General features: G+C 70.7%; 25 protein-coding genes and 1 pseudogene. 18 read left to right on the top strand and 8 right to left on the bottom strand.

The window, feature by feature from the left end; all coding sequences use genetic code 11:
• Nucleotides 1-148 precede the first annotated feature (148 nt).
• A complete protein-coding gene (locus tag PJ985_RS11060; RefSeq protein ID WP_443033454.1) occupies nucleotides 149-1,150 on the top strand; it encodes a carbohydrate ABC transporter permease in 1,002 nt (333 codons plus the stop codon).
• Nucleotides 1,147-1,977, top strand: a complete 831-nt coding sequence (locus PJ985_RS11055) for a carbohydrate ABC transporter permease (RefSeq protein ID WP_271683483.1) — start codon at nucleotides 1,147-1,149, stop codon at nucleotides 1,975-1,977. Before PJ985_RS11060 ends, PJ985_RS11055 begins: the two co-directional genes overlap by 4 nt.
• A 99-nt stretch (nucleotides 1,978-2,076) precedes the next feature.
• Here the strand turns inward: PJ985_RS11055 and PJ985_RS11050 are convergent, their stop codons facing one another.
• On the bottom strand, nucleotides 2,077-3,204 hold the full coding sequence (locus tag PJ985_RS11050; RefSeq protein WP_271683482.1) for an FAD-dependent monooxygenase: 1,128 nt from the start codon (nucleotides 3,202-3,204) through the stop codon (nucleotides 2,077-2,079).
• A gap of 115 nt (nucleotides 3,205-3,319) precedes the next feature.
• Between PJ985_RS11050 and PJ985_RS11045 the strand changes: the two genes are divergently transcribed.
• On the top strand, nucleotides 3,320-3,889 hold the full coding sequence (locus tag PJ985_RS11045) for a TetR/AcrR family transcriptional regulator (RefSeq protein ID WP_271683481.1): 570 nt from the start codon (nucleotides 3,320-3,322) through the stop codon (nucleotides 3,887-3,889).
• 103 nt (nucleotides 3,890-3,992) lie between these two features.
• Here the strand turns inward: PJ985_RS11045 and PJ985_RS11040 are convergent, their stop codons facing one another.
• Together PJ985_RS11040 and PJ985_RS11035 are read right to left on the bottom strand one after the other, a co-directional pair.
• The gene (locus PJ985_RS11040) at nucleotides 3,993-4,922 is read right to left on the bottom strand and encodes a S1 family peptidase (RefSeq protein ID WP_271683480.1); all 930 of its coding nucleotides are present in this window, start codon (nucleotides 4,920-4,922) and stop codon (nucleotides 3,993-3,995) included.
• Between the two features lie 123 nt (nucleotides 4,923-5,045).
• Nucleotides 5,046-5,951 carry a S1 family peptidase gene (locus tag PJ985_RS11035; protein ID WP_271683479.1) on the bottom strand — a complete coding sequence of 302 codons (906 nt, stop codon included), beginning with the start codon at nucleotides 5,949-5,951 and terminating at the stop codon, nucleotides 5,046-5,048.
• 508 nt (nucleotides 5,952-6,459) lie between these two features.
• Between PJ985_RS11035 and PJ985_RS11030 the strand changes: the two genes are divergently transcribed.
• Together PJ985_RS11030 and PJ985_RS11025 are read left to right on the top strand one after the other, a co-directional pair.
• Nucleotides 6,460-7,104, top strand: coding sequence for a hypothetical protein (locus PJ985_RS11030; RefSeq protein ID WP_271683478.1), 645 nt, complete (start codon nucleotides 6,460-6,462; stop codon nucleotides 7,102-7,104).
• Between the two features lie 95 nt (nucleotides 7,105-7,199).
• The gene (locus tag PJ985_RS11025) at nucleotides 7,200-8,027 is read left to right on the top strand and encodes an MOSC domain-containing protein (RefSeq protein ID WP_271683477.1); all 828 of its coding nucleotides are present in this window, start codon (nucleotides 7,200-7,202) and stop codon (nucleotides 8,025-8,027) included.
• Nucleotides 8,028-8,108: 81 nt separating this feature from the next.
• Here the strand turns inward: PJ985_RS11025 and PJ985_RS11020 are convergent, their stop codons facing one another.
• Entirely contained in the window at nucleotides 8,109-8,453 is a 345-nt protein-coding gene (locus PJ985_RS11020) for an ArsR/SmtB family transcription factor (protein ID WP_271683476.1), read from the bottom strand.
• Nucleotides 8,454-8,549: 96 nt separating this feature from the next.
• Between PJ985_RS11020 and PJ985_RS11015 the strand changes: the two are divergent.
• A pseudogene (locus PJ985_RS11015) lies at nucleotides 8,550-8,798 on the top strand (3-phosphoshikimate 1-carboxyvinyltransferase); the annotation flags it as partial.
• 161 nt (nucleotides 8,799-8,959) lie between these two features.
• On the opposite strand, the gene PJ985_RS11010 reads toward PJ985_RS11015, so the two are convergent.
• Complete coding sequence (locus tag PJ985_RS11010; RefSeq protein ID WP_271683475.1) at nucleotides 8,960-9,859, bottom strand: S1 family peptidase; 900 nt, start codon at nucleotides 9,857-9,859, stop codon at nucleotides 8,960-8,962.
• Nucleotides 9,860-10,369: 510 nt separating this feature from the next.
• On the opposite strand from PJ985_RS11010, the gene PJ985_RS11005 reads away from it, so the two are divergent.
• The 3 genes from PJ985_RS11005 to PJ985_RS10995 all read left to right on the top strand — a co-directional run bounded on the left by PJ985_RS11005 (nucleotide 10,370) and on the right by PJ985_RS10995 (nucleotide 11,838).
• The gene (locus PJ985_RS11005; RefSeq protein ID WP_271683474.1) at nucleotides 10,370-10,630 is read left to right on the top strand and encodes a hypothetical protein; all 261 of its coding nucleotides are present in this window, start codon (nucleotides 10,370-10,372) and stop codon (nucleotides 10,628-10,630) included.
• An 82-nt stretch (nucleotides 10,631-10,712) separates the two neighbouring features.
• Complete coding sequence (locus tag PJ985_RS11000; RefSeq protein ID WP_271683473.1) at nucleotides 10,713-11,378, top strand: hypothetical protein; 666 nt, start codon at nucleotides 10,713-10,715, stop codon at nucleotides 11,376-11,378.
• Nucleotides 11,379-11,388: 10 nt separating this feature from the next.
• Nucleotides 11,389-11,838, top strand: a complete 450-nt coding sequence (locus PJ985_RS10995) for a hypothetical protein (protein ID WP_271683472.1) — start codon at nucleotides 11,389-11,391, stop codon at nucleotides 11,836-11,838.
• An 86-nt stretch (nucleotides 11,839-11,924) separates the two neighbouring features.
• On the opposite strand, the gene PJ985_RS10990 is transcribed toward PJ985_RS10995, so the two are convergent.
• The gene (locus PJ985_RS10990) at nucleotides 11,925-12,935 is read right to left on the bottom strand and encodes a hypothetical protein (RefSeq protein ID WP_271683471.1); all 1,011 of its coding nucleotides are present in this window, start codon (nucleotides 12,933-12,935) and stop codon (nucleotides 11,925-11,927) included.
• A 229-nt stretch (nucleotides 12,936-13,164) separates the two neighbouring features.
• Here PJ985_RS10990 and pstB (PJ985_RS10985) point away from each other — a divergent pair, with 229 nt between their 5' ends.
• The 6 genes from pstB (PJ985_RS10985) (at nucleotide 13,165) to pstB (PJ985_RS10960) (ending at nucleotide 18,949) form a co-directional block, all read left to right on the top strand.
• The gene (gene pstB / locus PJ985_RS10985) at nucleotides 13,165-14,028 is read left to right on the top strand and encodes a phosphate ABC transporter ATP-binding protein PstB (protein WP_271683470.1); all 864 of its coding nucleotides are present in this window, start codon (nucleotides 13,165-13,167) and stop codon (nucleotides 14,026-14,028) included.
• 4 nt (nucleotides 14,029-14,032) lie between these two features.
• Nucleotides 14,033-14,767 carry a response regulator transcription factor gene (locus tag PJ985_RS10980; RefSeq protein WP_271683469.1) on the top strand — a complete coding sequence of 245 codons (735 nt, stop codon included), beginning with the start codon at nucleotides 14,033-14,035 and terminating at the stop codon, nucleotides 14,765-14,767.
• A 282-nt stretch (nucleotides 14,768-15,049) separates the two neighbouring features.
• Nucleotides 15,050-16,060 (top strand): PstS family phosphate ABC transporter substrate-binding protein, encoded by a 1,011-nt coding sequence (locus PJ985_RS10975; RefSeq protein ID WP_271683468.1) that lies wholly within the window; start codon nucleotides 15,050-15,052, stop codon nucleotides 16,058-16,060.
• 51 nt (nucleotides 16,061-16,111) lie between these two features.
• Complete coding sequence (gene pstC, locus PJ985_RS10970) at nucleotides 16,112-17,053, top strand: phosphate ABC transporter permease subunit PstC (protein ID WP_271683467.1); 942 nt, start codon at nucleotides 16,112-16,114, stop codon at nucleotides 17,051-17,053.
• On the top strand, nucleotides 17,053-18,000 hold the full coding sequence (pstA, locus tag PJ985_RS10965) for a phosphate ABC transporter permease PstA (protein ID WP_271683466.1): 948 nt from the start codon (nucleotides 17,053-17,055) through the stop codon (nucleotides 17,998-18,000). The genes pstC and pstA overlap by 1 nt, the downstream gene beginning before the upstream one ends.
• 163 nt (nucleotides 18,001-18,163) lie before the next feature.
• On the top strand, nucleotides 18,164-18,949 hold the full coding sequence (gene pstB / locus PJ985_RS10960; RefSeq protein ID WP_271683550.1) for a phosphate ABC transporter ATP-binding protein PstB: 786 nt from the start codon (nucleotides 18,164-18,166) through the stop codon (nucleotides 18,947-18,949).
• A 76-nt stretch (nucleotides 18,950-19,025) separates the two neighbouring features.
• Here the strand turns inward: pstB (PJ985_RS10960) and PJ985_RS10955 are convergent, their stop codons facing one another.
• Together PJ985_RS10955 and PJ985_RS10950 are read right to left on the bottom strand one after the other, a co-directional pair.
• Nucleotides 19,026-19,607, bottom strand: coding sequence for a hypothetical protein (locus PJ985_RS10955; protein ID WP_271683465.1), 582 nt, complete (start codon nucleotides 19,605-19,607; stop codon nucleotides 19,026-19,028).
• A 214-nt stretch (nucleotides 19,608-19,821) separates the two neighbouring features.
• Complete coding sequence (locus tag PJ985_RS10950; protein WP_271683464.1) at nucleotides 19,822-20,241, bottom strand: arsenate reductase ArsC; 420 nt, start codon at nucleotides 20,239-20,241, stop codon at nucleotides 19,822-19,824.
• A gap of 142 nt (nucleotides 20,242-20,383) precedes the next feature.
• Between PJ985_RS10950 and PJ985_RS10945 the strand changes: the two genes are divergently transcribed.
• Genes PJ985_RS10945 through PJ985_RS10935 form a run of 3 tightly spaced genes read left to right on the top strand, consistent with a single transcriptional unit; the run spans nucleotide 20,384 to nucleotide 22,895 of the window.
• On the top strand, nucleotides 20,384-20,698 hold the full coding sequence (locus tag PJ985_RS10945; protein ID WP_271683463.1) for an ArsR/SmtB family transcription factor: 315 nt from the start codon (nucleotides 20,384-20,386) through the stop codon (nucleotides 20,696-20,698).
• The gene (gene arsB, locus PJ985_RS10940; RefSeq protein WP_271683462.1) at nucleotides 20,695-21,822 is read left to right on the top strand and encodes an ACR3 family arsenite efflux transporter; all 1,128 of its coding nucleotides are present in this window, start codon (nucleotides 20,695-20,697) and stop codon (nucleotides 21,820-21,822) included. The genes PJ985_RS10945 and arsB overlap by 4 nt, the downstream gene beginning before the upstream one ends.
• Nucleotides 21,819-22,895, top strand: a complete 1,077-nt coding sequence (locus PJ985_RS10935) for an ArsO family NAD(P)H-dependent flavin-containing monooxygenase (RefSeq protein WP_271683461.1) — start codon at nucleotides 21,819-21,821, stop codon at nucleotides 22,893-22,895. Before arsB ends, PJ985_RS10935 begins: the two co-directional genes overlap by 4 nt.
• Nucleotides 22,896-22,942: the final 47 nt, after the last annotated feature.

Below are 22,942 nucleotides of genomic sequence, written 5' to 3'. Positions count from 1 at the left end.
CGCCGGGACGGGACCCGAACCCGTCCCGGCGCGGTCCACTTCCGCCGCTCCGGGCCGCGCACGGGTGCTCACCGAATCCGTCCCTGGCCCACCTCCTGTCATCCCGGCCGCAGCTACCCCGGCCGATCCCGAAGCGGAGCCACTGCACATGACAACTCCGGTGCTGACCGACGAGCCGCCGGCGGACGGGCGGGACGCCCCTCCGCGGCACAGTCGGCGGCAAACGCGCACCAAGGAACAGCGCCGCCGCAAGACCATGATCACCCGGACCGTGTTCCTCACTCCGGCGCTTCTGCTGTACGGGCTGCTGGTCATCGTGCCGGTCGCCCTGGCGATGTACTTCAGCGTCTTCAAGTGGAACGGTCTCGGCGGGCTGCCGACCGACTTCGTCGGTCTGGACAACTTCACCCAGCTGCTCAACGACAGCGTCTTCCTCGGCGACCTGCGGCGCGGGGCGATCCTGATCGTGCTGTCGCTGGTGATCCAGCTGCCGCTGTCGCTGGCCCTGGCGCTGCTGCTCAACCAGCAGATGCGCGGGAGAGCGATCTACCGGCTGCTGTTCTTCGCGCCGTACGTGCTCTCCGAAGTGATCACCGCGGTGCTGTTCACCATGCTGCTCTCGCCGGATTCAGGGCTGGTCAACTTCCTGCTGCGGTCCGTCGGGCTGGAGTCCCTGGAACGTGCTTGGCTCGCCGATCCCGACACCGTCCTGATGGCGCTGTTCTTCGTGATCAGCTGGAAGTTCTTCGGCTTCCACACCATCCTGTACCTCGCCGGCCGGCAGAGCATTCCCAAGGAGCTCGGCGAGGCCGCCTCCATCGACGGCGCCAGCTCGTGGACGCAGTTCCGCTACATCACGCTGCCGCTCCTCGGGCCGACCATCCGCATCAGCGCCTTCCTGTCGGTGATCGGCACGATCCAGCTCTTCGACCTGGTGTGGATCCTCACCCGCGGCGGGCCGGTGCACGCCTCCGAAACCCTGGCCGTCACGATGTTCGACTACGGCTTCCAGCGCTACCAGATCGGTTACGCGAGTGCGATCAGTGTGGCGATGTTCCTGATCAGCATGGTCTTCGCCCTGCTCTATCTGCGCTTCGTGATGCGTCGCGACACCGAAGGCGCCATCACCACCATGGGAGGCCAGAAATGACCGGCCGTAAGGTCCTGCGTGGCGTCTCCATGCACGCGCTGGCGATCGGACTGGCGATCGTCGTCCTCGGACCGCTCCTGTTCGCGCTGCTCGGCGGCTTCAAGGACACCTCCCAGCTCGGCGGCAACCCCTTCGGTATGCCCTCGCCGTGGCGAACCGAGAACTACACCGAGGTGCTCACCTCAGGCACCTTCTGGCGGCACCTGTTCAACAGCCTCTTCATCGCACTGGCCACCACCTTCCTCATCGCCTCCGTCGGGTCGATGGCGGCGTTCGTCTTCGCCCGGTTCGCCTTCCGCGGCCGGGAAGTGATGTTCGCCTTCTTCACCGTCGGCCTGATGTTCCCGTTCGCGGTGGCGATCCTGCCGCTGTTCGTGCTGCTGCGCACGATCGGGCTGCTGGACAACCCGCTCGGGGTGATCCTTCCGCAGGCCGCCTTCGGGCTGCCGATCACGATCATCATCCTGCGGGGCTTCTTCCGGGAGATCCCGCGCGAGGTGGAGGAAGCGGCGGTCCTCGACGGCTGCACCTCGTACAGCTTCTTCTGGCGGGTCCTGCTGCCCATGGCCCGTCCGGCCCTCGCGACGGTGTCGGTGCTGGCGATCGTCGCCAGCTGGAACAACTTCTTCCTCCCCCTGGTGGTCTTCACCGATCCACAGTGGTGGACGATCCCGCTGGGCGTGCAGCAGTTCCAGGGGCAGTACGCCTCGGACACCGCCCGCATCCTCGCCTATCTCGTCATGGCGATGGTGCCGGCGCTCGCCTTCTACGCCCTGGCCGAACGCCACCTGGCCAGCGGCCTCACCGGCGGCGCCACCAAGGGCTGACCCCCGCCGCACCGTTTCACCGGCGGTGGCCGGGCCGCGCTGCTCCTTGGGGAGCAACCGCGGCCCGGCCACCGCCGCTGTGTGTGCGGGTGGTGCTCGTCAGGCGGGCGGACGGCCGAGGGCGACGGCGAGGCGGGTGGCCGAGTTCCGCAGGGGGGCGGCGCCGGGGGTGTGCACGGACCGGCGCATCAGACGGGCGGTTCGCGCGAGCCGCTGGGTCGGCCGGCGGCGCTGCGCGTCGTACGCGGCCAACGCGTCCTCGACCCGGGTCCGCGAGGTGAGCTCCCGCGCCAGCGTGACGCCGTCGACGATCGCCTCGCAGGCGCCCCGGCCCAGGTCGGGGGTCATGGCGTGGGCGGCGTCACCGATCAGGGCGGTGCGCCCGCGGACGTAGCGGGGCAACGGCACGGCCAGGTCGTACAGGTCGTGGCGCAGCAGGCCGGCCCCGCCGGTCTCGTCGAGGCGGTCCAGGACGTGGCGCACGCCGGGGTGCCAGTGGCCGAAGCAGGCATGCAGGGCGGCGAGGTCACCTCCGCGCGCGGTCGCGCGCTCCGGGGCGCGGGCACACGCGAACCAATTGGTGCGGCCCTGTTCCTGCGGGGTCACTCCGAAGCGGGCCGCGTGCCCCCAGGTCTCGGTGAACGTGTCGGTGTCACCGTCGACGGCGCCGCGCCAGCAGGTGACGCCGGCGTGGCGGGGGCGGTGGGCCTCGCCGAACAGAGCGGTGCGGAAGCGGCTGTGGAGTCCGTCGGCGACGATGACCACGTCGTGCCGGGAGGTGTCATCGGATGCGTCACCGGATGCGCCAACCGGTGCGTGGCCGGTGCGGTCCTGGACGGCGGGGGTGACGGCTTCACCGAAGCGGAGAACGCCACTGCCGAACAAGGGGGCGGCCAGGGTGCGGAGCAGGGCCGGGCGGGAGAGCAGGTACACCGGGTCCCCGGTGCGGCGCCGGAGGCCGTCGAGATCGACGGTGGCGATCCGGTGGCCGTCGGAGCGCAGGAAGACGCCGCGGCTCTGGGCCCGGGCCAGGTCCCGGACCGTCGCGCCGAGGCCGAGGAGGTCGAGGGCCCGAAGCGCGCCGGGCCACAGGCTGAGGGCCGTTCCGGTCGCGGGCAGTGCGGGCGCCCGCTCGCGCACCTCGACCTCCCAGCCGTTGCGGTGCAGGTGCCCCGCGGCGGCGAGGCCACCTATTCCGGCACCGATGACGAGCGCTGTCCTGTCCATGAACCCCAGAGTACTACGTTCGTAGTAGACGGGAAGGGTGTGCAGGGAACGGCACGAAACGCAGACGGGACAGGATGGGACGGACGACGGAGCCGGCAGGTGGAAGGCGGAACGGATGACGGGCAGGCGGGACGAGGTACTGGACGCGGCCGTCGAGGTGGTGGGCTCCGGCGGGCTGCGCCGCCTGACCTACCGGGCAGTCGACACCGCGGCGGGGGTGCCGGCCGGCACCACCAGCAACCACTTCCGGAGCCGTGACTCCCTGGTGCAGGGCGTCGTGGCGCATCTCGAAGCCCTGGACCGCCGGGACTGGGAGGCGTTCGGCGGACAGCCCGCCCCGGCCGGGCCGGACGAGCTGGCCGCGGCTGTCGCCCGGACCGTGCGGCACTTCCTCGGCCCGGGACGCACCCGGCTCACCGCGCGGTACGCCCTCCTCCTGGAGGGCATCGCCCGGCCGGCCGTACGTGAGCCGCTGGCCCGCGCCAACGCCTCGCTGACCCACTGGGGCGCGCGGTGGCTGCGGGAGCTGGGGTCACCGGCGCCGGAGGAGCACTGCGAGGTGCTCATGGACTATCTCGACGGGCTGATGCTGCACCGGGTCACCATGGAGCGGGCGGACTTCGATCCGGAGCCGGGAATCCGCACAGTGCTCTCCGGCTTCCTCCCGCCCCCGGAGTCCCGATGAGGACCACGGCTCGCCGGTGACCGGGCGAACGGCGACCCACTGGACGGGGTGTTCCCGCCCCGGGCGCCCGGGGCGGGAACGAGAAGGGCCTGCCGGGGTGACGTCAGGTGTTGAGGACCACCCCGTAGTACGTCATGGCCCGCGGAAGCGGCTCGAAGAAGGTCGTGCCGCCGACAGAGCAGTTGCCACTGCCGCCCGAGGTCATGCCGAGACCGACGTTTCCGGCGTACATCGGCCCACCGCTGTCGCCGCCTTCGGCACACGCGTTGGTGCGGATGAGTCCATGGACGATGTCACCGCCGCCGTAGTTCACGCTCTGGTTCAGGGCGGTGACCGTACCGCAGCGCTGGCCGGTGGTGCTGCCGCTGCGGCAGATGGCCTGCCCGACCGAGGCAGCGCCCACGGAGGTGATCGCCCGCGTGCCGCTGTACAGGTTCACCGCGCTCGGGTGGGAAACCTGCGGGTTGTACCGGACGAGACCGTGGTCCCGCACCGGGAAGTACGAGTGCTCCGTGGTGCCGATCCAGGCAGAGCCGTTGTGCCAGTGCGGATAGGGCGGAGTGGGCCCGTAGGGGTCCTCCGTGCAGTGGCCGGCGGTGAGGAAGAAGTGCGTGCTGCCCGAGCGCACATTGAATCCCAGCGAACAGCGCCAGCCGAGGTCCGCGTAAATCGCGTCCCCGCCCCGCATGAGCTTCGTGAACTCACCGTCGACACGCTCCACGGTGATCGCCCGGGACAGCGATCCGGCGGTGCTCCTGATCTTTGCGATGTCCGCCTTGGACACCCGCTCGTCGGCCAGGACGGTGACCTGTCCCGACTCCTCGTCGATGTTCCACGCCGTGCCGGCGACATCGGCGTCGAGGACCGCGTCACTCGCTGTCTTGAGCTGGGAGGCGCTGAACGTCTGGTCGGATTCGGCAGCGACGGCATTCGGCGCGAACGCCGCCAACAGGGCCAGCAGGCCCACGGCCGCAGCCGCGGTCCGTAAGCGCCGAGCCACCCCGGTGCGGGCTGTGATGCGTGAGGTACTCACTCAATCTCCTCCGAAAGGACGGGTGACCCCTGTGACCGGTCACCGCACGGATTCCCTGCCGCGATACTCCGCCGGATGACGACACCCAGCGGCCGATGGCCCCGCGGGAGCACGGGGCGAGCGTCATGAGAGGGTCGCTCCGTAGTACGACATGATCCGCGTAAGCGGCTCATAGAAGGTCGTGCCGCCGACGGAGCAGTTGCCACTGCCGCCCGACAGAATGCCGAGACCGACGTTTCCGGCGAACAACGGCCCGCCGCTGTCTCCGGGTTCGGCACAGATGTTGGTGCGGATGAGTCCGTGCACGATGAACCCATTGCCGTAGTTCACGCTCTGGTTGAGGGCAGTGACCGAACCGCAGCGCAGGCCCGTGGTACTGCCAACGCGGCAGGCTGCCTGCCCGACCATCGCATTGCCCACGGAAGTGATGGCCTGTTGGCCACCGGGCAGCCGCACCGCACTCGGGTGCGCCACCTGCGGGACGTGCCGGACGAGGCCGTGGTCACGGCCGGGAAAGTACGTGTGCCAGGTCTCGCCGATCCAGCTGCTGCCGTTGTGCCAGCGCGTCGTACCGCTGGTGCAGTGACCTGCGGTGACGAAGGCGTAGACGCCCCTGACCACGACGTTGAAGCCGAGTGAGCAGCGCGAGCCGCTGTCGGAGTAGATCGGGTCACCGCCCAGCAGGTGCGTCTGGAAGGCGCCATCCACGTTCTCGACCGTGATCGCACCGGCCAGTGCGCCGGCGGTGCTCCTGATCTTTGCGATGTCCGCCTTGGACACCCGCTCGTCGGCCAGGACGGTGACCTGTCCCGACTCCTCGTCGATGCTCCAGGCCGTGCCGGCGACATCGGCGTCGAGGACCGCGTCACTCGCTGTCCTGAGCTGGGAGGCGCTGAACGTCTGGTCGGATTCGGCAGCGACGGCATTCGGCGCGAACGCCGCCAGCAGTGCCAGCAGGCCCACGGCCGCCGCGGCGGTCCGTAAGCGCCGTGCCACACCGGCGCGGGCTGTGATGTGCGTGGTTCTCACTCAGTCTCCTCCAAGAGGACGGGTGGCCCCGTAGGGGCGAGTGGACCGTGCAGAACTCAGGGAAATTCGATGACCCTCCGAGCACGAATGAATTCTTGCCGCAATCGGATGCATTGCCTAGAACGTATTTTCGGCCATTGCGGGCTATTGCCTCCGTGACTCAGGAGGAAAGCCGGGGCGCAACAGCACGGAAGTGGCCGGAGGGACGAAGACGAGATCGTCCGGCCTTTTCACGTCCCGGGAAAAGGCACCCGGGCGGGCCTTCGGTGAAACGCCGCCGCGCGGCTCCCCCTGCCGCGCGCCTCCGCCGGACGGCGCTGATCTGCGGCCGGAGCCGGTCGGCCCCTCGAACCGGGCAGTAGGCCACAGAAGGCTTTCGATCGGTGCAGACCCCTCCCCTGCTTCTGCACGCGGAGAGTACGGTACGTCCACTCGGAGAGCCCAACCGCGCGACCGACGCCGCCCCCGCAGACGAGGCCGCGCACGGGAAAGGAGCGGTGACTGCCTCGTGCCCACCGATCACGCCTGCCAGGCGGCAGTTGAACAAGCAGTCCGCGGCCTCGCCCCCGTCCGGGCGCAGCTGGCGCCCCCGCCGCCGCCCGAGGACGGCCAGGACGACGGGGAGCTCCCCGCCTCCCTCCGGATGTACCTGGGAGACTCCGGCGAGCGGCGCCCCCCGGCGCCCGGCCGCCGTCCCCCGCCCCCGGTGAACCGGGCGCAGGCCGGATCCGCCCTGCTGACCTTCCTCCGCGGTGTGCAGGCCGACCTGAGCGGCTCGCTGGCCGGCTGGTACGCCGGGCTGCACTACGAGCTTTCCCTCGACCTCGACCTGCCGTCCGCCGCCGCCGAACCCGGCGCCCGTCCGTCGAACGAGTGGCAGGCGCTGGCCGAAGTGCAGAAGGCATGTGACGAACTGCTGACCCTGCTGGCCAACCGCCCCTCGCACGACCCGGTCCGGTCCGGTGAGCTGAGCTGGCGCCTGGCGCTGGTGGAGGACGTCTTCGCCGGGGCGCTGCGCCGGATGGGCATCCCGGGCGGGACGTCGGTCCGGTGCTCGGCCGAGCTCGCAGCCGCCGCCGGCTCGCTGTTCGGCATCCGCACCGCACCGCAGCAGCCCACCAGGTCCGGCTCGCAGTCGCAAGCCACCGCCTGATCCCATCACCCGGGATCGGGGGCCCGGGATCGGACCGGTGACCGAGGACCGGACAAACCGGGAGCGCCCCGGAGGGCAAGAAGTATCGTCGGCACATGGCAGCCATTGCTGAACTGACCTACTACCCGGTCAAGGGATGTGCCGGTACCGCCGTACGCGACGCCGTCCTGACACCGGCGGGGCTCGCGCACGACCGCAGCTTCATGGTGGTCGGCGAGAACGGGGTCTTCCGGAGCCAGCGTCAGGACCCGCTGATGGCCAGGATCCGCCCGGAGGTCAGCGCCGACGGCGAGCAGCTCACGCTGGCCGCGCCAGGCACCGGGGCGGTCACCCTCCAGGTGGACACCTCCGCACCCCGGCGGGAGGTGGAGCTGTTCAAGAAGCAGTACCGGGGCGTGGACCAGGGCGAGCAGGCAGCCGCCTGGCTGTCGGACGTGCTCGGCGCGCCCAGCAGGCTGATGCGCGTACCGCCGGAACACGAGCGGGTGAGCGGCGGCCTGACGCCCGGGACTGTCGGCTACGCCGACAGCTGCGCCGTGCTGGTCGCTTCGCTCGCCTCCCTCGCCGGGCTGAACGAGCGAATCGCCGAAGGGGGTTCCGGACCGCTGCCGGTGGACCGCTTCCGTCCGAACATCGTCGTCTCCGGCTGGGCCGAGCCGCACACCGAGGACCGCGTGCGCCGGATGACCATCGGTGACACCGAGCTCGGCTACTCCAAGATCGCCATCCGTTGCGCGGTGACGACCATCGACCAGAGGTCCGGCACCCGGAGCGGCCCCGAGCCGCTGCGCACCCTGGCCGGATACCGCCGGGCCGCGGCGGGCGGCGTCGCGTTCGGGGCGAAGTTCGCCGTCACCCGGACCGGCAAGCTGTCCGTCGGCGACGAAATCACCGTCACCGCTTGGGGCGACTCCGGCCTCTGACCTGAGCGCGGGCCGGGGATGCCCCGGCCCGCCGTCCGTGCCCCCGAGGGAGCACTCGCCCTCGTTACCGGAGAGGGGGCCTCAGCCGGAAGCGTCGAGTATGCCGGCCATGGCCGCCAGCGCCGAGGGAGTCACCCGGTAGTAGATCCAGGTGCCGCGGCGGTCTGCGGTGAGCAGCCCGGCTTCGCGGAGCTTCTTCAAGTGGTGGCTGACCGTCGGCTGAGACACCCCGACGTCGGCGATCTCACACACGCACGCCTCACCGTCGGGGTGGGAAGCTATTTTTGAGAACAGGCGCAGCCTCACCGGGTCGCCGAGCGCCTTGAACATGGCTGCCATCGACTCGGCCTCGCCAACCGTCAACTCGCGCTGAGTCAGCGAGGGGCAGCAGGGAGTGACATCGACGGCAGTCGATTGCTCAGACATGTATTCATCCTGACAGCGATGGACCCGAATACCAAGATCCCTCAGTTGCGTGGATATCTCATCAAGGCGCTTGCCGCCGCGCCGGCGGCGCGCACTCCCTTGTTGGCACGGTGTGCCGGCCTGGGAAACGCTCCCGGGCGGCTGCCACTCGCCTGCCTGCGGGTCAAGGAGTGCGACCGCATCGCTGCCGTCACCACCGAGCTGCGCAAGATGGGCATCGCGGTGGAGGAGTTGCCCGACGCCCTGCACATCACCGGCGGCACCCCGCGGGCCGCCGTCATCGGCACCTGCGACGACCACCGGACAGCCATGTGCTTCGCAGTGGCCGGGTTGCGCACACCAGGGGGGTTGTCCACGCGTTGTCCCAGTCCTGTGGACCGCGCTCGTTCTCAGGTCCGCCGGGACGAGTTGAGCGACGCCTGACCCGGCGCCGCTCCTGCCCGTGGACGGGGTGTTCCCGCCCCGGAGATCCGGGGCGGGAACCGTGGAGCGTCAACGCCGGAGCGTCAGGGGTTGAGCGTCGCTCCGTAGTAGCTCATCGCCCGCGGAAGCGGCTCGAAGAAGGTGGTGCCGCCGATGGAGCAGTTGCCGCTGCCGCCCGAGGTCATGCCCAGGCCGATCGAACCGGCGTACATCGGCCCGCCGCTGTCGCCGGGCTCGGCGCACGCGTTGGTGCGGATCATGCCGTGGACCACGAGGCCACTGCCGTAGTTGACGCTCTGGTTGAGAGCGGTGACGTTACCGCAGCGGGTTCCGGTGGTGCTGCCGGTGCGGCAGATGCGCTGCCCGACGTACGCGTTGCCCACCGAGGTGATGCGCTGACCGGTGTTGATGGCGCCGGGGTGCTGCACCTGGGGGTTGTACCGAACGAGGCCGTGGTCCCGGCCCGCCCAGTAGGTGTGCCAGGTGTCACCGATCCAGCTGCTGCCGTTGTGCCAGCGCGAGGTGCCGCTGGTGCAGTGTCCGGCGGTGAGGAAGCCCCAGGTGGTGCCGACCCGGACGTTGAAGCCGAGCGAGCAGCGCGAACCGCGGTCGGAGTAGATCGCGTCACCGCCCCGCATGTACGGCTCGAAGGTGCCTTCCACGTTCTCGACCGTGATCGCGCCGGCCAGCGCTCCCGCGCTGCGCTTGATCTTGGCTATGTCGGCCTTGGTCACCCGCTCGTCGGCCAGGACGACGACCTTGCCGGTCTTGTCGTCGATGTTCCAGGCCGTACCGGCGACGCCGGCGTCGAGAACCGCGCTGTCAGCCGCCTCGAGCTGGGTGGCGCTGAACGTCTGCGCGGAATCCGCGGCGGCGGCGTTCGGGGCGAAGAAGGCCATCATGGCCCCGAGTCCCGCGACCGCTGCGAGGGTCTGCAGGCGTCGCGTCAGGCGACTGCGTGTGGTGGTACGCGTGGCTGTCACTCATGTCCTCCGAAGAATCGTCCGGCCCCTGTGGGGGCATGGGGGGACTGCGCCACAGAGACGGTCATGTCCCTGCCAAGCATGAAGTCTTCACCCGGTCAGCCGCATTTACTAGAACGTGTTTCCGGACATTCACCTGCGTTTCACTGCGTGCGCTTTGTGCGGAAAGGCGGCGAAGGGGAGCGTCGGGGGTGACTGACGGGCAGCACGATCCTGCTGAGGCAGCGCGTGGTGGCCCCGGGAACACTGCGGCCATGTCCAAAAACGTTCGCCACCTCGACCCGCACCCCCACCCGCAGACCCCACCGCAAGCCCTCGTCGGCGTCGCCACCACGGGAGCGCGAACCCCGCCACGGGGCACATGTCACGGCTGGAGCGTGCCCCGCTCCACCCCTCGGCGCCCTCCCGGAGGCTCTTCCCGGCCACGGGGTCGGTGTGCGGTGCGGGCGGTGTAGCCTCAGGGAAGGTCACTGCCTGCAACCGATCGCATGCACCATCTGGGGGGCCGGGGTGGGGGACGAACTACTGCCGCGCAGCCACCGGGACAAAGCGGTGCGTGAGGCCCTGGAGTCGATCACCGCGAACGGCGGCTGGTCGCTCCGCAAGGGGGGCCACTGGGGTCTGCTCACCTGCGACGAGGGCTGCCACCGGATCACCGTCGCGGGCACCCCGCGGATCGCGGAACGGCACGCCCGTGACCTGCGGCGCGAGGCCCGGACCTGCCCACTCCCCGACGGCGACCCCCGCAGCATCAAGCGCACCCGCGAATGACTTCCGACTTGACGGCACACGGAGCGGGTACCGTACTGTTGACATGTGTCAACAGAGGCATCGGGCTGCATCGGGGAGCTGAGTGGGGGCGACGGTGAAGACCTACGCACTGAAGTTCGAGGCTGAGCCGCCGCAGGACCTGCCCGCTCTGACAGACACCTTCTACGCGCACTTCGACGGCCTGGTCGCGGAATCCTTCGGGAGGCTGCTGATCGCCGTCTACGCCGACGGCCACGAGAACGGCGTCATGGCCGCGAAGCACACCGCCGGCGAGCTCGACAAGCACCTGGGCATCAAGGTGATCCGCACCGACCGGGACCTGGTGGACGCCTCGGAGATCGCCCGCCGCATCGGCCGGTCCCGGGAGAACGTCCGCCAGCTGATCCACGGCGAGCGGCACCGGGGCGCCCCGTTCCCCACCCCCGCGGGCGCGCCGCACGGAAAGCGGATCTGGGAGTGGCCGGTGGTCAATGAGTGGCTGCGCACCCAGGTGCCGGGCGCCGGTGATCCGGAGTACGGGCTCAGCCGCGACGAGATGACGATCGTCGACAGCTGGATTCTCCGCTGGCGCTCCGTGCCGCTGGAACAGCACGTCACCATGGAGTTCCGGGACATCGTCGCTCCCGGCCAGGTGTTCCGGACGTCCTGCGGAAGTTCGCCGGAGGTTGCCCAGGCATGGGTGAAGTCCTGGCACACCACGGGGCAGCCCACCTCACGCGTGCCGCTCGGCACCGCGTCGGACTCCTGATCGGACGGGCATGACTTCCGGAACCTCCGAGGCGGAGCGGATGCGGGCGCTCGCCGCCCCGGTGACGGGCCTGGCCCGGCTGCTCGACATCCGCACCTTCCTGCTTCACGCGGCGATCCTGGATGTGGAGGCGGCCGAGGAGCTGCGGGAGATCGAGGCCGTCAACACCCGGCTGGGAGTCGGCCGGGACGGGCGGAACATCACCTGCCAGTTCGAGCACGACTTCCTGGTCAAGGGCAAGAACGAGGTGGACGCCCTGGAGCTCAAGGTGAACATCGGCGCCCTGTTCGAGTTCCCCGCGGAGCACGAGCCGGAGGGCTGCATCACCGAGGAGAACATGGTGGCGTTCGGGCAGACGACCGCCCAGCACGCCGTCCACCCCTACCTGCGGGTCGCCGTCTCCGACCTGACCTCCCGGCTGGGCTGCCCCCGCCTCACCCTCGGCCTGCTCTCGGACTAGGGCCTGTCCGACCCGGGCGGGAGACCGACGGGGGGCAGGAGAGGCACGTGCGGCGGTGTGCAGCAAGGTACCGGGCCGCGGGCTCCTCAGGGGGCGGGGCGGCGGGCACGCCAGAAGAGGAACAGCGCGCTGGCGAGGGCGGCGAGACGCAGCAGCAGCGGGTACTGGTCGACGAGCGCGTCGGCGAGGGCGTTCTCGGCCTCGATCGGCTCACCCCAGTAGTCGTTCATCCGGCCGAGGATCCAGGTCACGTAGCCACCGACGACGAGGGCCGGCATGCCGAACGTGCCCCACTGGGCTTCCCGGCGGCTGAGGCGCGGGGACCAGAAGGCGAGCAGCCAGCCGCCGGCCAGGACGAGCAGGGAGCCCAGCACGGTGCCGGCGACCAGCAGCAGCGCGGCGAGCAGCTCGATCGGGCCGCCGACGTGCTTGCCGCCCTTGGGCCGTTTGCGGATCCGGCGCCACAGGCGCTTCCTGCCCTTGGAGCCAGGGACGGCGCCCGGAGCGTCGGCGTCCTCCGGGTCCTTCTCGGTGTCCAGGTCGTCGAGCGGGCCGGGAGGGCGGGGGGCGGGCTTCTCCGGGTGGGTGGGAGGGCGCAGCATCTCGGGGATCTCGATGCCGCCGCGGAAGCCGCCGATCTGCCCGTCCTGCCAGATCTGCACGGGTGGCGGGGCGTAGCGCGGGCGTTCCGCTTCCTCCTCGGACAGCAGCATGTCGGCCCGGGCGCCGGCCGCGGCCATGCGGTCCGCGTCGGTCCCGGGTCCCGGGCCGCCGCCCGTGGGCCCGTCCGGGGTCTCCGGGCGGGCACCGTCCGCGGGCCGGGAGCCGGTCACCGGCCGGGGCACCGGTGGCGCCGGGGTGTCGGCGCCGCCGCCCGCAGCCGCGACGACCTCCTCCGGCCGGCCCATGTTCTTGAGGATGCGCTTGACGTCGGCGTCGCGCTCCTCCCGGCTCAAGGAGGCTCGCTGACGGCCGATCTCCTCACGCAACTGCCCCACCAGGGCGTTGCGTTCGGCCGAGGACATGCTGGTGGTATGGGCCAGGTCACCGACCTTGCTCAGATAGTCCAGTACGAGCTGTTCGCCTCTGATCCCCACAGCTCCGCATGGTACTGAGTCACCGGCCCGCGCTGCAGGGTTACGGGCAGAAGCCCCACGGCGGAGGTGGCGTCGGGCCGGGCACCGGGTGGGGAGCGGCAGCGCACCGGAGGGAACGCCGTTGTTCATCACCGGTTCACCGAACGCCATGCCATGCGCTACCCACAGCCCGTTACATGGTGAACGTCCCTGCCGGACGCCCACCCACTCGCCCCCGGGGAGCCTGACGATGGCGGTAGACCTGTCCCTTTCCATGGACGCCCGCAAGGCGGCCGTCACCGCGGACGGCGGAGCGCCGGCCGCCGCCGAGGCGCCCGTCGTGTTCGGCGTCGACTCGCTGAACGTCTCCTACGGTGCGCACCGGGCCGTCCGCGACGTGTCGCTGGCGATCGGGGAGCGGGAGGTCACGGCCCTGATCGGGCCTTCCGGCTGCGGCAAGTCCACGGTGCTGCGCAGCCTGAACCGGATGAACGATCTGGTGCCGGGTGCGCGGGTCAGCGGCACGGTCAGCTACTACGGGCAGGACCTGTACGCGCCTGGAGTGGACGCGATCGAGGTGCGGCGCCGGATCGGCATGGTGTTCCAGAAGCCGAACCCCTTCCCCAAGTCGATCTACGAGAACGTGGCTTACGGGCTGCGGGTGGAGGGCCGGCGGAGCCGGACCGAGCTCGATGACCGGGTCGAGGAGGCGCTCACCGGCGCGGCGCTGTGGGACGAGGTCAAGGACAAACTGAGGAGCAGCGGGTTCGCTCTGTCCGGGGGTCAGCAGCAGCGGCTGTGCATCGCCCGGGCCATCGCGGTACGGCCCGATGTGCTGCTGATGGACGAGCCGTGCTCGGCGCTCGACCCGGTGGCGACGGCCAGGATCGAGGACCTGATGGCGAAGCTGGCCGACGAGTTCACCCTCGTGATCGTCACGCACAACATGCAGCAGGCCGCCCGGGTCTCCGACCGCACCGCGTTCTTCACTGCGGATACCGACAGCGAGGGAGAGCGCCATGGGCGCCTGGTTGAGTACGACACAACCGACAGGATTTTCAGCAGTCCAGCGGACCGGCGCACCGAGGACTACATCTCCGGCCGTTTCGGATGAAGCGGTGTCCGATGCGGTGGAACCGGCCCTCCCTCCCGCGGTGCGCATCCCGCTCGGTGCCCACCCGGTGGTGCTGCTCGCGGAGGCGGACGCCCGCATCCGGCAGGGCCTGACCGCTCAGCTGGCGAAGTACCAGGTCACGGTGGTGCATTGTGCCGACGGCGCGGTGGCGCTGCTGGAAGCCGGCCTGCGGCAGCCCGATGTCCTGCTGGTGTCGGCGGACTTGCCGGTGCTCGACGGGACGACGGTGCTGCGGCTGGTGCGGCACCGGCTGTCGGTGCCGGTGGTCCTCGGGGTGGGGCCGGAGGACACCGCGCAGGTGGCGCCGGCGCTCGCGGCCGGGGCCAGTGCCTGCGTCGCGCGGCCGTACCGGCCGCGTGAGGTCGCGCAGTTGCTGAGTCTTGCCGACCGGGGTGTCCGGAGCTGGGACCAGCCGCTGGTCTGCGGCCCGCTGACGCTCGATCCCAGCACCTACGAGGTGCGGATGCACGGGATGCCCACCGCGCGGCTTCCGTTGCGGGAGTTCCAGCTGCTCCACCTGATGATGGTGCACGCGGAGAAGGTCATCACCCGGGAGCACATCCGTGCGGAGCTGTGGGGTGACGGGGCGAGCCGCTCCAACACCATCACCGTTCACATCCGCCGGCTGCGGGAGCGGCTCGGTGACGACCCGCACCACCCGGAGATCATCCAGACGGTGCGCGGGGTGGGCTACCGGCTGGTGCCGCCCGGCAGTTGAGCGGGCTTCCGGGACAGGGCACACCCGGGGGCCGGACCGGTGGGCCCGGCGGGATCTCCCGCCGGGCCCACCGGTGTTCCGGCCGTCGGTTCCCGCCGCGCCGCGACCCTGTTCTCCCTTAACGATTCGCACTCTTTTTGTGAAACTCCGGGTTCCGCGGAACCTGTCCTGCTGTTCACCTTCTGGCCCTCGTTGCTTCGCCGCGCCCTCGTAGCTTCCTGAGTGACGCAGTCAAGTCACCAACTGCCGGCTGTCGGCCGGCGTTCAAAAGGAGCAATGGCCATGCGCAACTGGCGCACCAAGACCGCCGCGATCGTCGCGGTGTCCGCCCTGGCCCTCACCACCGCATGCGGCAGCGACGACAGCAACGCCGACGAGTCCGGCAGCGGGACCGGCACCGGCAGCAGCACCGGCGACGGGGACGGCAACCTGTCGGGCACCATACGCGCCGACGGCTCCAGCACGGTCGGCCCGCTCGCGGAGGTGGCGGCCGAGATGTTCATGGAGGCCAACCCCGAGGTCCGGGTGGATGTTGCCATCTCCGGTACCAGCGGCGGCTTCGAGAAGTTCTGCCTCGGCGAGAACGACATGAACAACGCCTCCCGGGCCATCAAGGACTCCGAGATCGAGCTGTGCGAGGCGAACGGCATCGCCTACGACAACATCCAGGTCTCCAACGACGCCCTTTCCCTGGTGGTCAACAATGAGTCCCCGCTGGAATGCCTGAGCGTGGAGCAGGCCAACCAGATCTGGGACGAGGGCTCCGCGGTCAGCAACTGGGGCGACGTGGACGGCCTGGACCTCCCGGACGATTTCGCGTCCGAGGAGATCACCCTGTACGGGCCGGGCACCGACTCCGGCACCTTCGACTTCTTCACCGAGGCCATCAACGGTGAGGAGGGCCGCATCCGCACCGACTACACCGACATCGGCGAGGACGACCACGCCGCCGTGGTGGGTGTCGAGGGCGACTGGGCCGCCATGGGGTACATCCCCTACTCCTACATCCAGGCCGCCGGTGACTCCATCAAGGCGCTGCAGATCGACGGCGGCGAGGGCTGCGTCGACGGGACCCTGGAGAACGTGCAGGACGGCTCGTACAGCCCGCTCGGCCGCCCGCTGTACACCTACGCCAGCGACAAGGCGCTCGAGCAGGACGCCACGGTGGAGTTCCTCACCTTCTGGCTGGAGAACTCGGCACAGATCGCCGAGACCGCGACCTTCGTGCCCATGACCCAGGAGCAGATCGACGAGGGCCACGCCAAGGTCGAGAGCCTCACCTCCGGCAGCTGACCCCTCGAGCGAACAGGACACGCAGCCATGCCCTCAGTGCACAGTGGCAGCGTGTCCCCCGAGGCCGGCGCGGGCGACCCGCGCCGGCCGCTGGGGGCCGCGCGCCCACGTCACGGCGAGAAGGCGGTCAAGGCGTTCCTTGCCTTGTGCGCGGCCCTCTCCATCGCGGTCACCACCGCGATCGTCGTCTCCCTGGTGATCCCGACCTTCAGCTTCTTCCGCGAGGTGTCGGTCAGGGAGTTCCTGACCGGAACCCAGTGGTCGCCCGGTTTCGCCAACGCGTCCTTCGGGGTGCTGCCGATCGTCGTCGGCACGCTCATCGTCGTCGTCATCGCCCTGCTGGTGGCGATCCCGATCGGGCTGCTGTCGGCGGTCTACCTCTCCGAGTACGCGCCACGGCGGGTCCGGAAGGTCATCAAGCCCATGCTGGAGGTGCTGGAAGGCATCCCGACCGTTGCGATCGGTCTGTTCGCGATCGCCTTCCTGCGTCCACTGGCCGAGGACCTGTTCCCGTTCATGAACTGGCGGGGCCAGTTCTCCATCGGGGTCGCCGGCGTGGCCGTGGGCCTGCTCATCGTGCCGCTGGTCGCCTCGGTGTCCGAGGACGCCATGCGGTCGGTCCCCGGCGGCCTGCGCGAGGGCGCCTACGCGCTGGGGGCGGGCAAGATGCGGGTCTCGGTCAAGGTCGTCTTCCCCGCCGCGATCTCCGGCATCGTCGCCGCGGTGGTGCTCGCCGCCTCGCGCGCGATCGGCGAGACGATGGTCGTGCTGATCGCCGCCGGCGCGGGCAACCCCAACCTCTCCTTCGATCTGGCCAGGTCGGCGCAGACCATGACCGCCTACATCGGCGGCACCGCCACCGGAGACATCGCCACCGGCACGGTCGTCTACGACACGATCTTCGCCGTCGGCACCCTGCTGTTCCTGATGACGCTGGCGATGAACCTGCTGGCGGTCCGGCTGGTCCGCCGATTCCGTGAGGTGTACGAGTGATGGCGACCAAGGAGAAGACCCCCCGGACCGCGGAGCGCACCCGGCTCGCCGTGGCCGGGGCACGCGCGGCGAGCCAGGGTGTGTTCGGCAGGCCGTCCCGCAGCCACCGGGCGGCGAACGCGCTGTTCCTCGCCCTGCTGCTGCTGGGTCTGGGCACCGCGCTGCTCGGGCTCGTCGCGATCCTGGTGTGGGCGTTCGTCGAGGGCTCTCCCCGGCTCGACGCCAACCTGTTCTTCGCCGGACCGTCCTCGGTCAACCCGGGCGAGGCCGGCTACCGGACGGCGATCCTCGGCACGCTGTGGCTGATCGGCGGCGTGATCGCGCTGATCGTTCCCATCGGGGTGGGCGCGGCGGTCTACCTGGAGGAGTTCGCCGACCGGGACCGCTGGTACAACCGGGTCATCGAGCTCAACATCCAGAACCTGGCCGGGGTGCCGTCGATCGTCTTCGGCATCCTGGGCCTGGCGTTCATCGTGCGCGGGCCGATCGGGCTCGGGTTCGTCGCGGCGGCGGGGTCGCTGACGCTGGCGCTGCTGGTGCTGCCGACGGTGATCCTCGCCTCCCGGGAGGCGATCCGGGCCGTGCCGTCCTCGGTGCGCAACGGCTCGCTGGCGCTGGGCGCGACGCTGTGGCAGACGATCTGGCGCAACGTACTCCCCGCCGCCACCCCCGGCATCCTGACCGGCGTGATCCTCGCGGTCGCCCGGGCCATCGGCGAGGCCGCGCCGCTGCTGCTGGTCGGCGCGGTCACCTTCGTGACCTACGACCCGCAGTTCCTGGACGGCGGCTACTCGGCCCTGCCGGTGCAGATCTTCAACTACGCGAGCCGGCCCCAGGAGGAGTTCCGGGTCATGGCGGTGGCCGGCGTGCTCGTCATGCTCGTGGTGCTGCTCGCCATCAACTCGTTCGCCATCTGGCTCCGCAACCGGTACGAGCAGAAGTGGTAGGTGGACCGTGAAGACCCGACCCCCCCAGCACACCCAGCAGCCGCAGCCCACTCAGCCCCCGGGTTCCGGCACCGGCAGGACCGCCGGTGATCCCGTACCCGGCGACCCCGTACCGCGCCCGGCCGGGCGGCCGGCGGACCCGGAGACCGAGCATCGCGAGAAGGTGTTCGAACTGAAGGAGGTCTCCGTGTCCTACGGGAAGGCCAGGGCGGTCGCCGACGTGTCGCTGGACTTCTTCCGGCAGCACATCACCGCCCTCATCGGCCCCTCCGGCTGCGGCAAGAGCACCCTGCTGCGCTGCCTCAACCGGATGAACGACCTGATCCCGGCAGCCCGGATCGACGGCGAGGTGCTGTACCACGGCACCGACCTGTACGGGCCGCACGTCGATCCGGTGCAGGTGCGCCGGCTCATCGGGATGGTGTTCCAGAAGCCCAACCCGTTCCCCAAATCCATCTACGACAACGTCGCCTTCGGCCCGCGCACCCTCCGGATGGAGGGCAGCATGGACGACATCGTCGAGCAGGCGCTGCGCGGGGCGGCGCTGTGGGACGAGGTGAAGGACAAGCTCAAGGAGAGCGGCCTGGCCCTCTCCGGCGGCCAGCAGCAGCGGCTGTGCATCGCCCGGGCCATCGCGGTGCGCCCCGAGGTGCTGCTGATGGACGAGCCGTGCTCGGCGCTCGACCCGGTCGCCACGCTGAAGATCGAGGACCTCATCCAGCAGCTGCGGAGCGAGTACACGATCGTGATCGTCACCCACAACATGCAGCAGGCGGCCCGGGTGTCCGACATGACGGCGTTCTTCAGCGTGCGTGACGACATCCCCGGCGAGGACGGCAACGGCGGCGGCCGGTGCGGCGAGCTGGTGGAGTACGCCGACACTGCCAGGATATTCAGCACCCCGGCCGAGCGGCGCACCGAGGACTACGTCAGCGGGCGCTTCGGATGACCGCTCACGGGGCCGCCCCATCCCGGCGGGGCGGCCCCGTTCCCGCACGCCCCGGGCAGCCGGGCGCCGTCCGTGTTCAGGGCTGGTAGCGGGAGTCCATGACATACAGCATGGTGGCGATTTCCGCGATCTTGATGGAATCCACCGGCTCGCAGCTGATCATGATGTCCGCCTCGAAAGAATCGACCAAGGCGTCGGCCGGAAGGCCGTCCCCACCGTCCCGGCTCCTGGCGCCCGTCAGCATGTCCGCGGCCATGACCCAGCGTTGGGGTGGGGACATCTCTCCGAGGTAGTGGCCGCACGTGGTGTCGGCGTAGGGAGTGCCCCAGGTCTGCTCGTACTTCCCCGGCTCGGGTTCCGGCTCGGGTTCGGGCTCCGGTTCCGGCTCGGGTGCCTCGGCAGGTTCCGGTTCCCCGCCGTCGTCCGGAGAGGCTTCCGCGGCGGACGCGGGCGGGCGTGGTTCCTCGTCCGTCCCGAGAAGGTGGCCGACGCCCCCCAGGAGGAGGATCCCGCCCACGAGGACAAGCGCGATCCGCCCCTTGCCCATGCCGGTCCGCGGAGGTCCTGCCGGTGCGGCGGGGGCCGGAGGACCCGGCTGCGACGGGTCCTGGCCGGGGGGTTGCGGGAACTGTTCGGGAGGCTGCGGCGGGTAGGTCATGGGTCGGACCCTGTCGCATCGGACCGTCCCGTCCGTGAAGACCCCGGAATACGTGGCGTGACTGTGATGTACCAGCAAGTAGCCAGCTCAGGATTCCGTGCCACCCGGGCACGGCCGGTGCGGCGACGCCTGGGCGCGTCCCGGAGGGGCGGCTCCCGGTGCGGGGGCTCGCCTCACACCTGCCGCCGGAGCCCGAACCAGGCGTCCGCGCACGCTACCGCGCGTCGAAGTCGGCGATGAGGGCGCGGATGCGGCGTTCGATCTCGTCGCGGATCGGGCGGACGGCCGCGACGCCCTGACCGGCCGGGTCCTCCAGGGCCCAGTCCAGGTACGTCCGGCCGGGGAAGACGGGGCAGGCGTCGCCGCAACCCATGGTGATCACGTAGTCGGAGGCCCGGACCGCCTCGGGGGTCAGCACCTTGGGCCGCTGAGCCGAGATGTCGATGCCCGCTTCCTTCATCGCCTCGACCGCGGCGGGGTTGACCTGTTCGGCGGGGACGGAGCCGGCCGACCGGACCTCGACCCGGTCCCCGGCGAGGTGGCTGAGGAAGCCGGCGGCCATCTGAGAGCGTCCGGCGTTGTGGACGCAGACGAACAGCACGGAGGCGGCGGGGGCGGCGGGAGTGGAGGTCATCGGCGTCCTTGAGGTCTCGGCGAAAGCGTGATCCGGGTGCGGCGGGGCGTGCCGGGCCGGACGGGGGGGCCGGTGGGGCGCGCGGCGCACCATGCCCACCCCGGGTTGGCATCAGGCCCGACTGATGTGACAGTATCAGCCCATGCTGACGTCAGCCGAGACTGATCTGTTGCGGGTGCTGGCCGATCCGCTCAGGCTCCGGATCGTGCACCTGCTCGCCCACGAGACCCTGTGCACCACCCACCTGGTCGACCGGACCGGGGCCCGGCAGACCAACCTCTCCAACCACCTGCGGGTGCTGCGGGACGCCGGCGTGGTGGACACCGAGCCGTGCGGCCGGTTCACCTACTACCGGCTCCGTCCCGACGTACTGGAGCTGCTCGCCGGCTCCTTCGCCGCCCTGGCCGCCACCTCCCGCACCACACTCGCCACCGACCGGAAAAGGGCCTGCCCGTGACCAGCACAGCTCCCGCACCCGACGAGGCGCGGCGACCGGCGGACCCCGGGGTCATCGGGAAGCTCTCCACACTCGACCGGTTCCTGGCGCTGTGGATCATGGCCGCCATGGTGCTCGGCCTCGGCCTCGGCCGGCTGATCCCCGGCCTCGACGGCGCCCTGGCCGCCGTCGAGCTGGGCGGCATTTCGCTGCCGATCGCCCTCGGCCTGCTGATCATGATGTATCCGGTGCTCGCCAAGGTCCGCTACAACCGGCTGGACACGGTCACCTCCGACCGGAAGCTGCTCCTCGCCTCCCTGGCCATCAACTGGATCGCCGGACCCGCCGTGATGTTCGCGCTGGCCTGGATCTTCCTCGCCGACCTGCCGGAGTACCGCACCGGGCTGATCATCGTCGGACTCGCCCGCTGCATCGCCATGGTGATCATCTGGAACGACCTGGCCTGCGGGGACCGCGAGGCCGCCGCCGTTCTCGTCGCCCTGAACTCCGTGTTCCAGGTCTTCGCGTTCGGCCTGCTCGGCTGGTTCTACCTCGACCTGCTGCCGGGCTGGCTGGGCCTCGGTGACGGCCAGGACCTGGACGTGTCGATGATGAAGATCGCCTTCAACGTCGTCATCTTCCTCGGCATCCCCCTGCTGGCCGGATTCCTCACCCGGTACTACGGCGAACGCTCGATGGGCCGGGCGGCGTACGAGGAGAAGTTCCTGCCGAGGATCGGCCCCTGGGCGCTGTACGGACTGCTGTTCACCATCGTGATCCTGTTCGCCCTGCAGGGCGACACGATCACCAGCCGGCCGTTCGACGTGGCCCGTATCGCGCTCCCGCTGCTGGTGTACTTCGTCCTCATGTGGTTCGGCACCTTCGCTCTCGGCAAGGCCCTCGGCCTCGCCTACGACCGCACCACCACGCTGGCCTTCACCGCGGCCGGCAACAATTTCGAGCTGGCCATCGCCGTCGCCATCGGCGCGTTCGGCGTCACCTCCGGACAAGCCCTGTCCGGGGTGGTCGGGCCGCTGATCGAGGTGCCGGTACTCGTCGCCCTGGTGTACGTGTCACTGGCCTGGCGGCGGAAGTTCGGCCCCGACCGGCAGGTCACCACCGGGCCGGACCCGGCCGACCGGTGAGCTCCCGGAGCCGGTCGGCGGACGTGGTGGTGATCGGCGGCGGCCAGGCCGGGCTCGCCGCCGGCTACCACCTGCGCCGCCTGGGCCTGGACTTCGTCATCCTGGACGCCCAGGACCGGCCGGGCGGAGCCTGGCGGCACATGTGGGACTCGCTGCGGCTGTTCTCCCCCGCCGCCCACTCCTCGCTGCCCGGCCGTCCGATGCCCGCCCAGCCGGGCGAAACCTACCCCGACGCGCCACACGTCGTGCGGTACCTGGCGGAGTACGAGGAGCGCTACGGTCTCCCCGTGCACCGGCCCGTCCGGGTGCACGGCGTGCACGACGAGGGCCGCCTGCTGCGGATCGCCACCGACACGGGGACATGGCGCGCGGGGGCGGTGGTGAGCGCCACCGGCACCTGGTGGCGGCCCTTCCTGCCCTCCGTACCCGGCATGGGCAGCTTCCGCGGCCGGCAGCTGCACACCACCGGCTACCGCCACCCCGGGGAGTTCGCCCGGCAGCGGGTGGTGGTCGTCGGCGGCGGCAACTCCGCCGCCCAGATCGCCGCCGACCTCCTCGGCCACACCCAGGTCACCTGGGCGACGAAGAACCCGCCCCGCTTCCTGCCCGACGACGTCGACGGCCGTGTGCTGTTCGACACCGCCACCGCCCGGCGGCGCGCCCTGGAACGCGGCGACCCGGACACCGGCGGGGTCGCCGCCCTCGGGGACGTCGTCGTCACACCCGCCGTCCGCGAAGCCCGCGACTCCGGGCTGCTCAAGGCCGAGCTGATGTTCATCCGACTGGCGCCGGACGGCCCGGTGTGGGCCGACGGCACCACCGGCCGCGCCGATGCCGTCATCTGGTGCACCGGCTTCCGTCCGGCACTGAGCCACCTCTCCCCGCTGGCCCTGCGCGGACACCGCGGCCAGATCCCCACCGAGGGAACCAGGGCCCGCGACGAGCCCCGCCTGCACCTGCACGGCTACGGCGACTGGACCGGACCGGCCTCCGCCACCCTCATCGGCACCGGCCGCCCGGCCCGCGACGCCGCCGCCGGCCTCGCCGACCTGCTGCACCCCGGCACCGCCTGACAGCGCGGGGTGTCGAGCGCCCGTCCCCGCCCGGTGCGCGCGGCCGG

This window comes from Streptomyces sp. ACA25, from assembly GCF_028200735.1.
In the GTDB taxonomy this organism is placed as follows: domain Bacteria; phylum Actinomycetota; class Actinomycetes; order Streptomycetales; family Streptomycetaceae; genus Streptomyces.
The sequence above is the reverse complement of the archived record's forward strand: the minus strand, read 5'-3'. Positions and strand labels throughout refer to the sequence as shown.

Coding starts and splice junctions, on each gene's coding strand:
- pstB (WP_271683470.1), top strand. CDS start 13,165: ATGGCGGTAGACCTGTCCCTTTCCATGGACGCCCGCAAGGCGGCCGTC.
- PJ985_RS10975 (WP_271683468.1), top strand. CDS start 15,050: ATGCGCAACTGGCGCACCAAGACCGCCGCGATCGTCGCGGTGTCCGCC.
- PJ985_RS10955 (WP_271683465.1), bottom strand. CDS start 19,607: ATGACCTACCCGCCGCAGCCTCCCGAACAGTTCCCGCAACCCCCCGGC.
- PJ985_RS10945 (WP_271683463.1), top strand. CDS start 20,384: ATGCTGACGTCAGCCGAGACTGATCTGTTGCGGGTGCTGGCCGATCCG.
- PJ985_RS11055 (WP_271683483.1), top strand. CDS start 1,147: ATGACCGGCCGTAAGGTCCTGCGTGGCGTCTCCATGCACGCGCTGGCG.
- PJ985_RS11025 (WP_271683477.1), top strand. CDS start 7,200: ATGGCAGCCATTGCTGAACTGACCTACTACCCGGTCAAGGGATGTGCC.
- PJ985_RS11060 (WP_443033454.1), top strand. CDS start 149: ATGACAACTCCGGTGCTGACCGACGAGCCGCCGGCGGACGGGCGGGAC.
- PJ985_RS10995 (WP_271683472.1), top strand. CDS start 11,389: ATGACTTCCGGAACCTCCGAGGCGGAGCGGATGCGGGCGCTCGCCGCC.
- pstA (WP_271683466.1), top strand. CDS start 17,053: ATGGCGACCAAGGAGAAGACCCCCCGGACCGCGGAGCGCACCCGGCTC.
- PJ985_RS10950 (WP_271683464.1), bottom strand. CDS start 20,241: ATGACCTCCACTCCCGCCGCCCCCGCCGCCTCCGTGCTGTTCGTCTGC.
- PJ985_RS11020 (WP_271683476.1), bottom strand. CDS start 8,453: ATGTCTGAGCAATCGACTGCCGTCGATGTCACTCCCTGCTGCCCCTCG.
- PJ985_RS11050 (WP_271683482.1), bottom strand. CDS start 3,204: ATGGACAGGACAGCGCTCGTCATCGGTGCCGGAATAGGTGGCCTCGCC.
- PJ985_RS11045 (WP_271683481.1), top strand. CDS start 3,320: ATGACGGGCAGGCGGGACGAGGTACTGGACGCGGCCGTCGAGGTGGTG.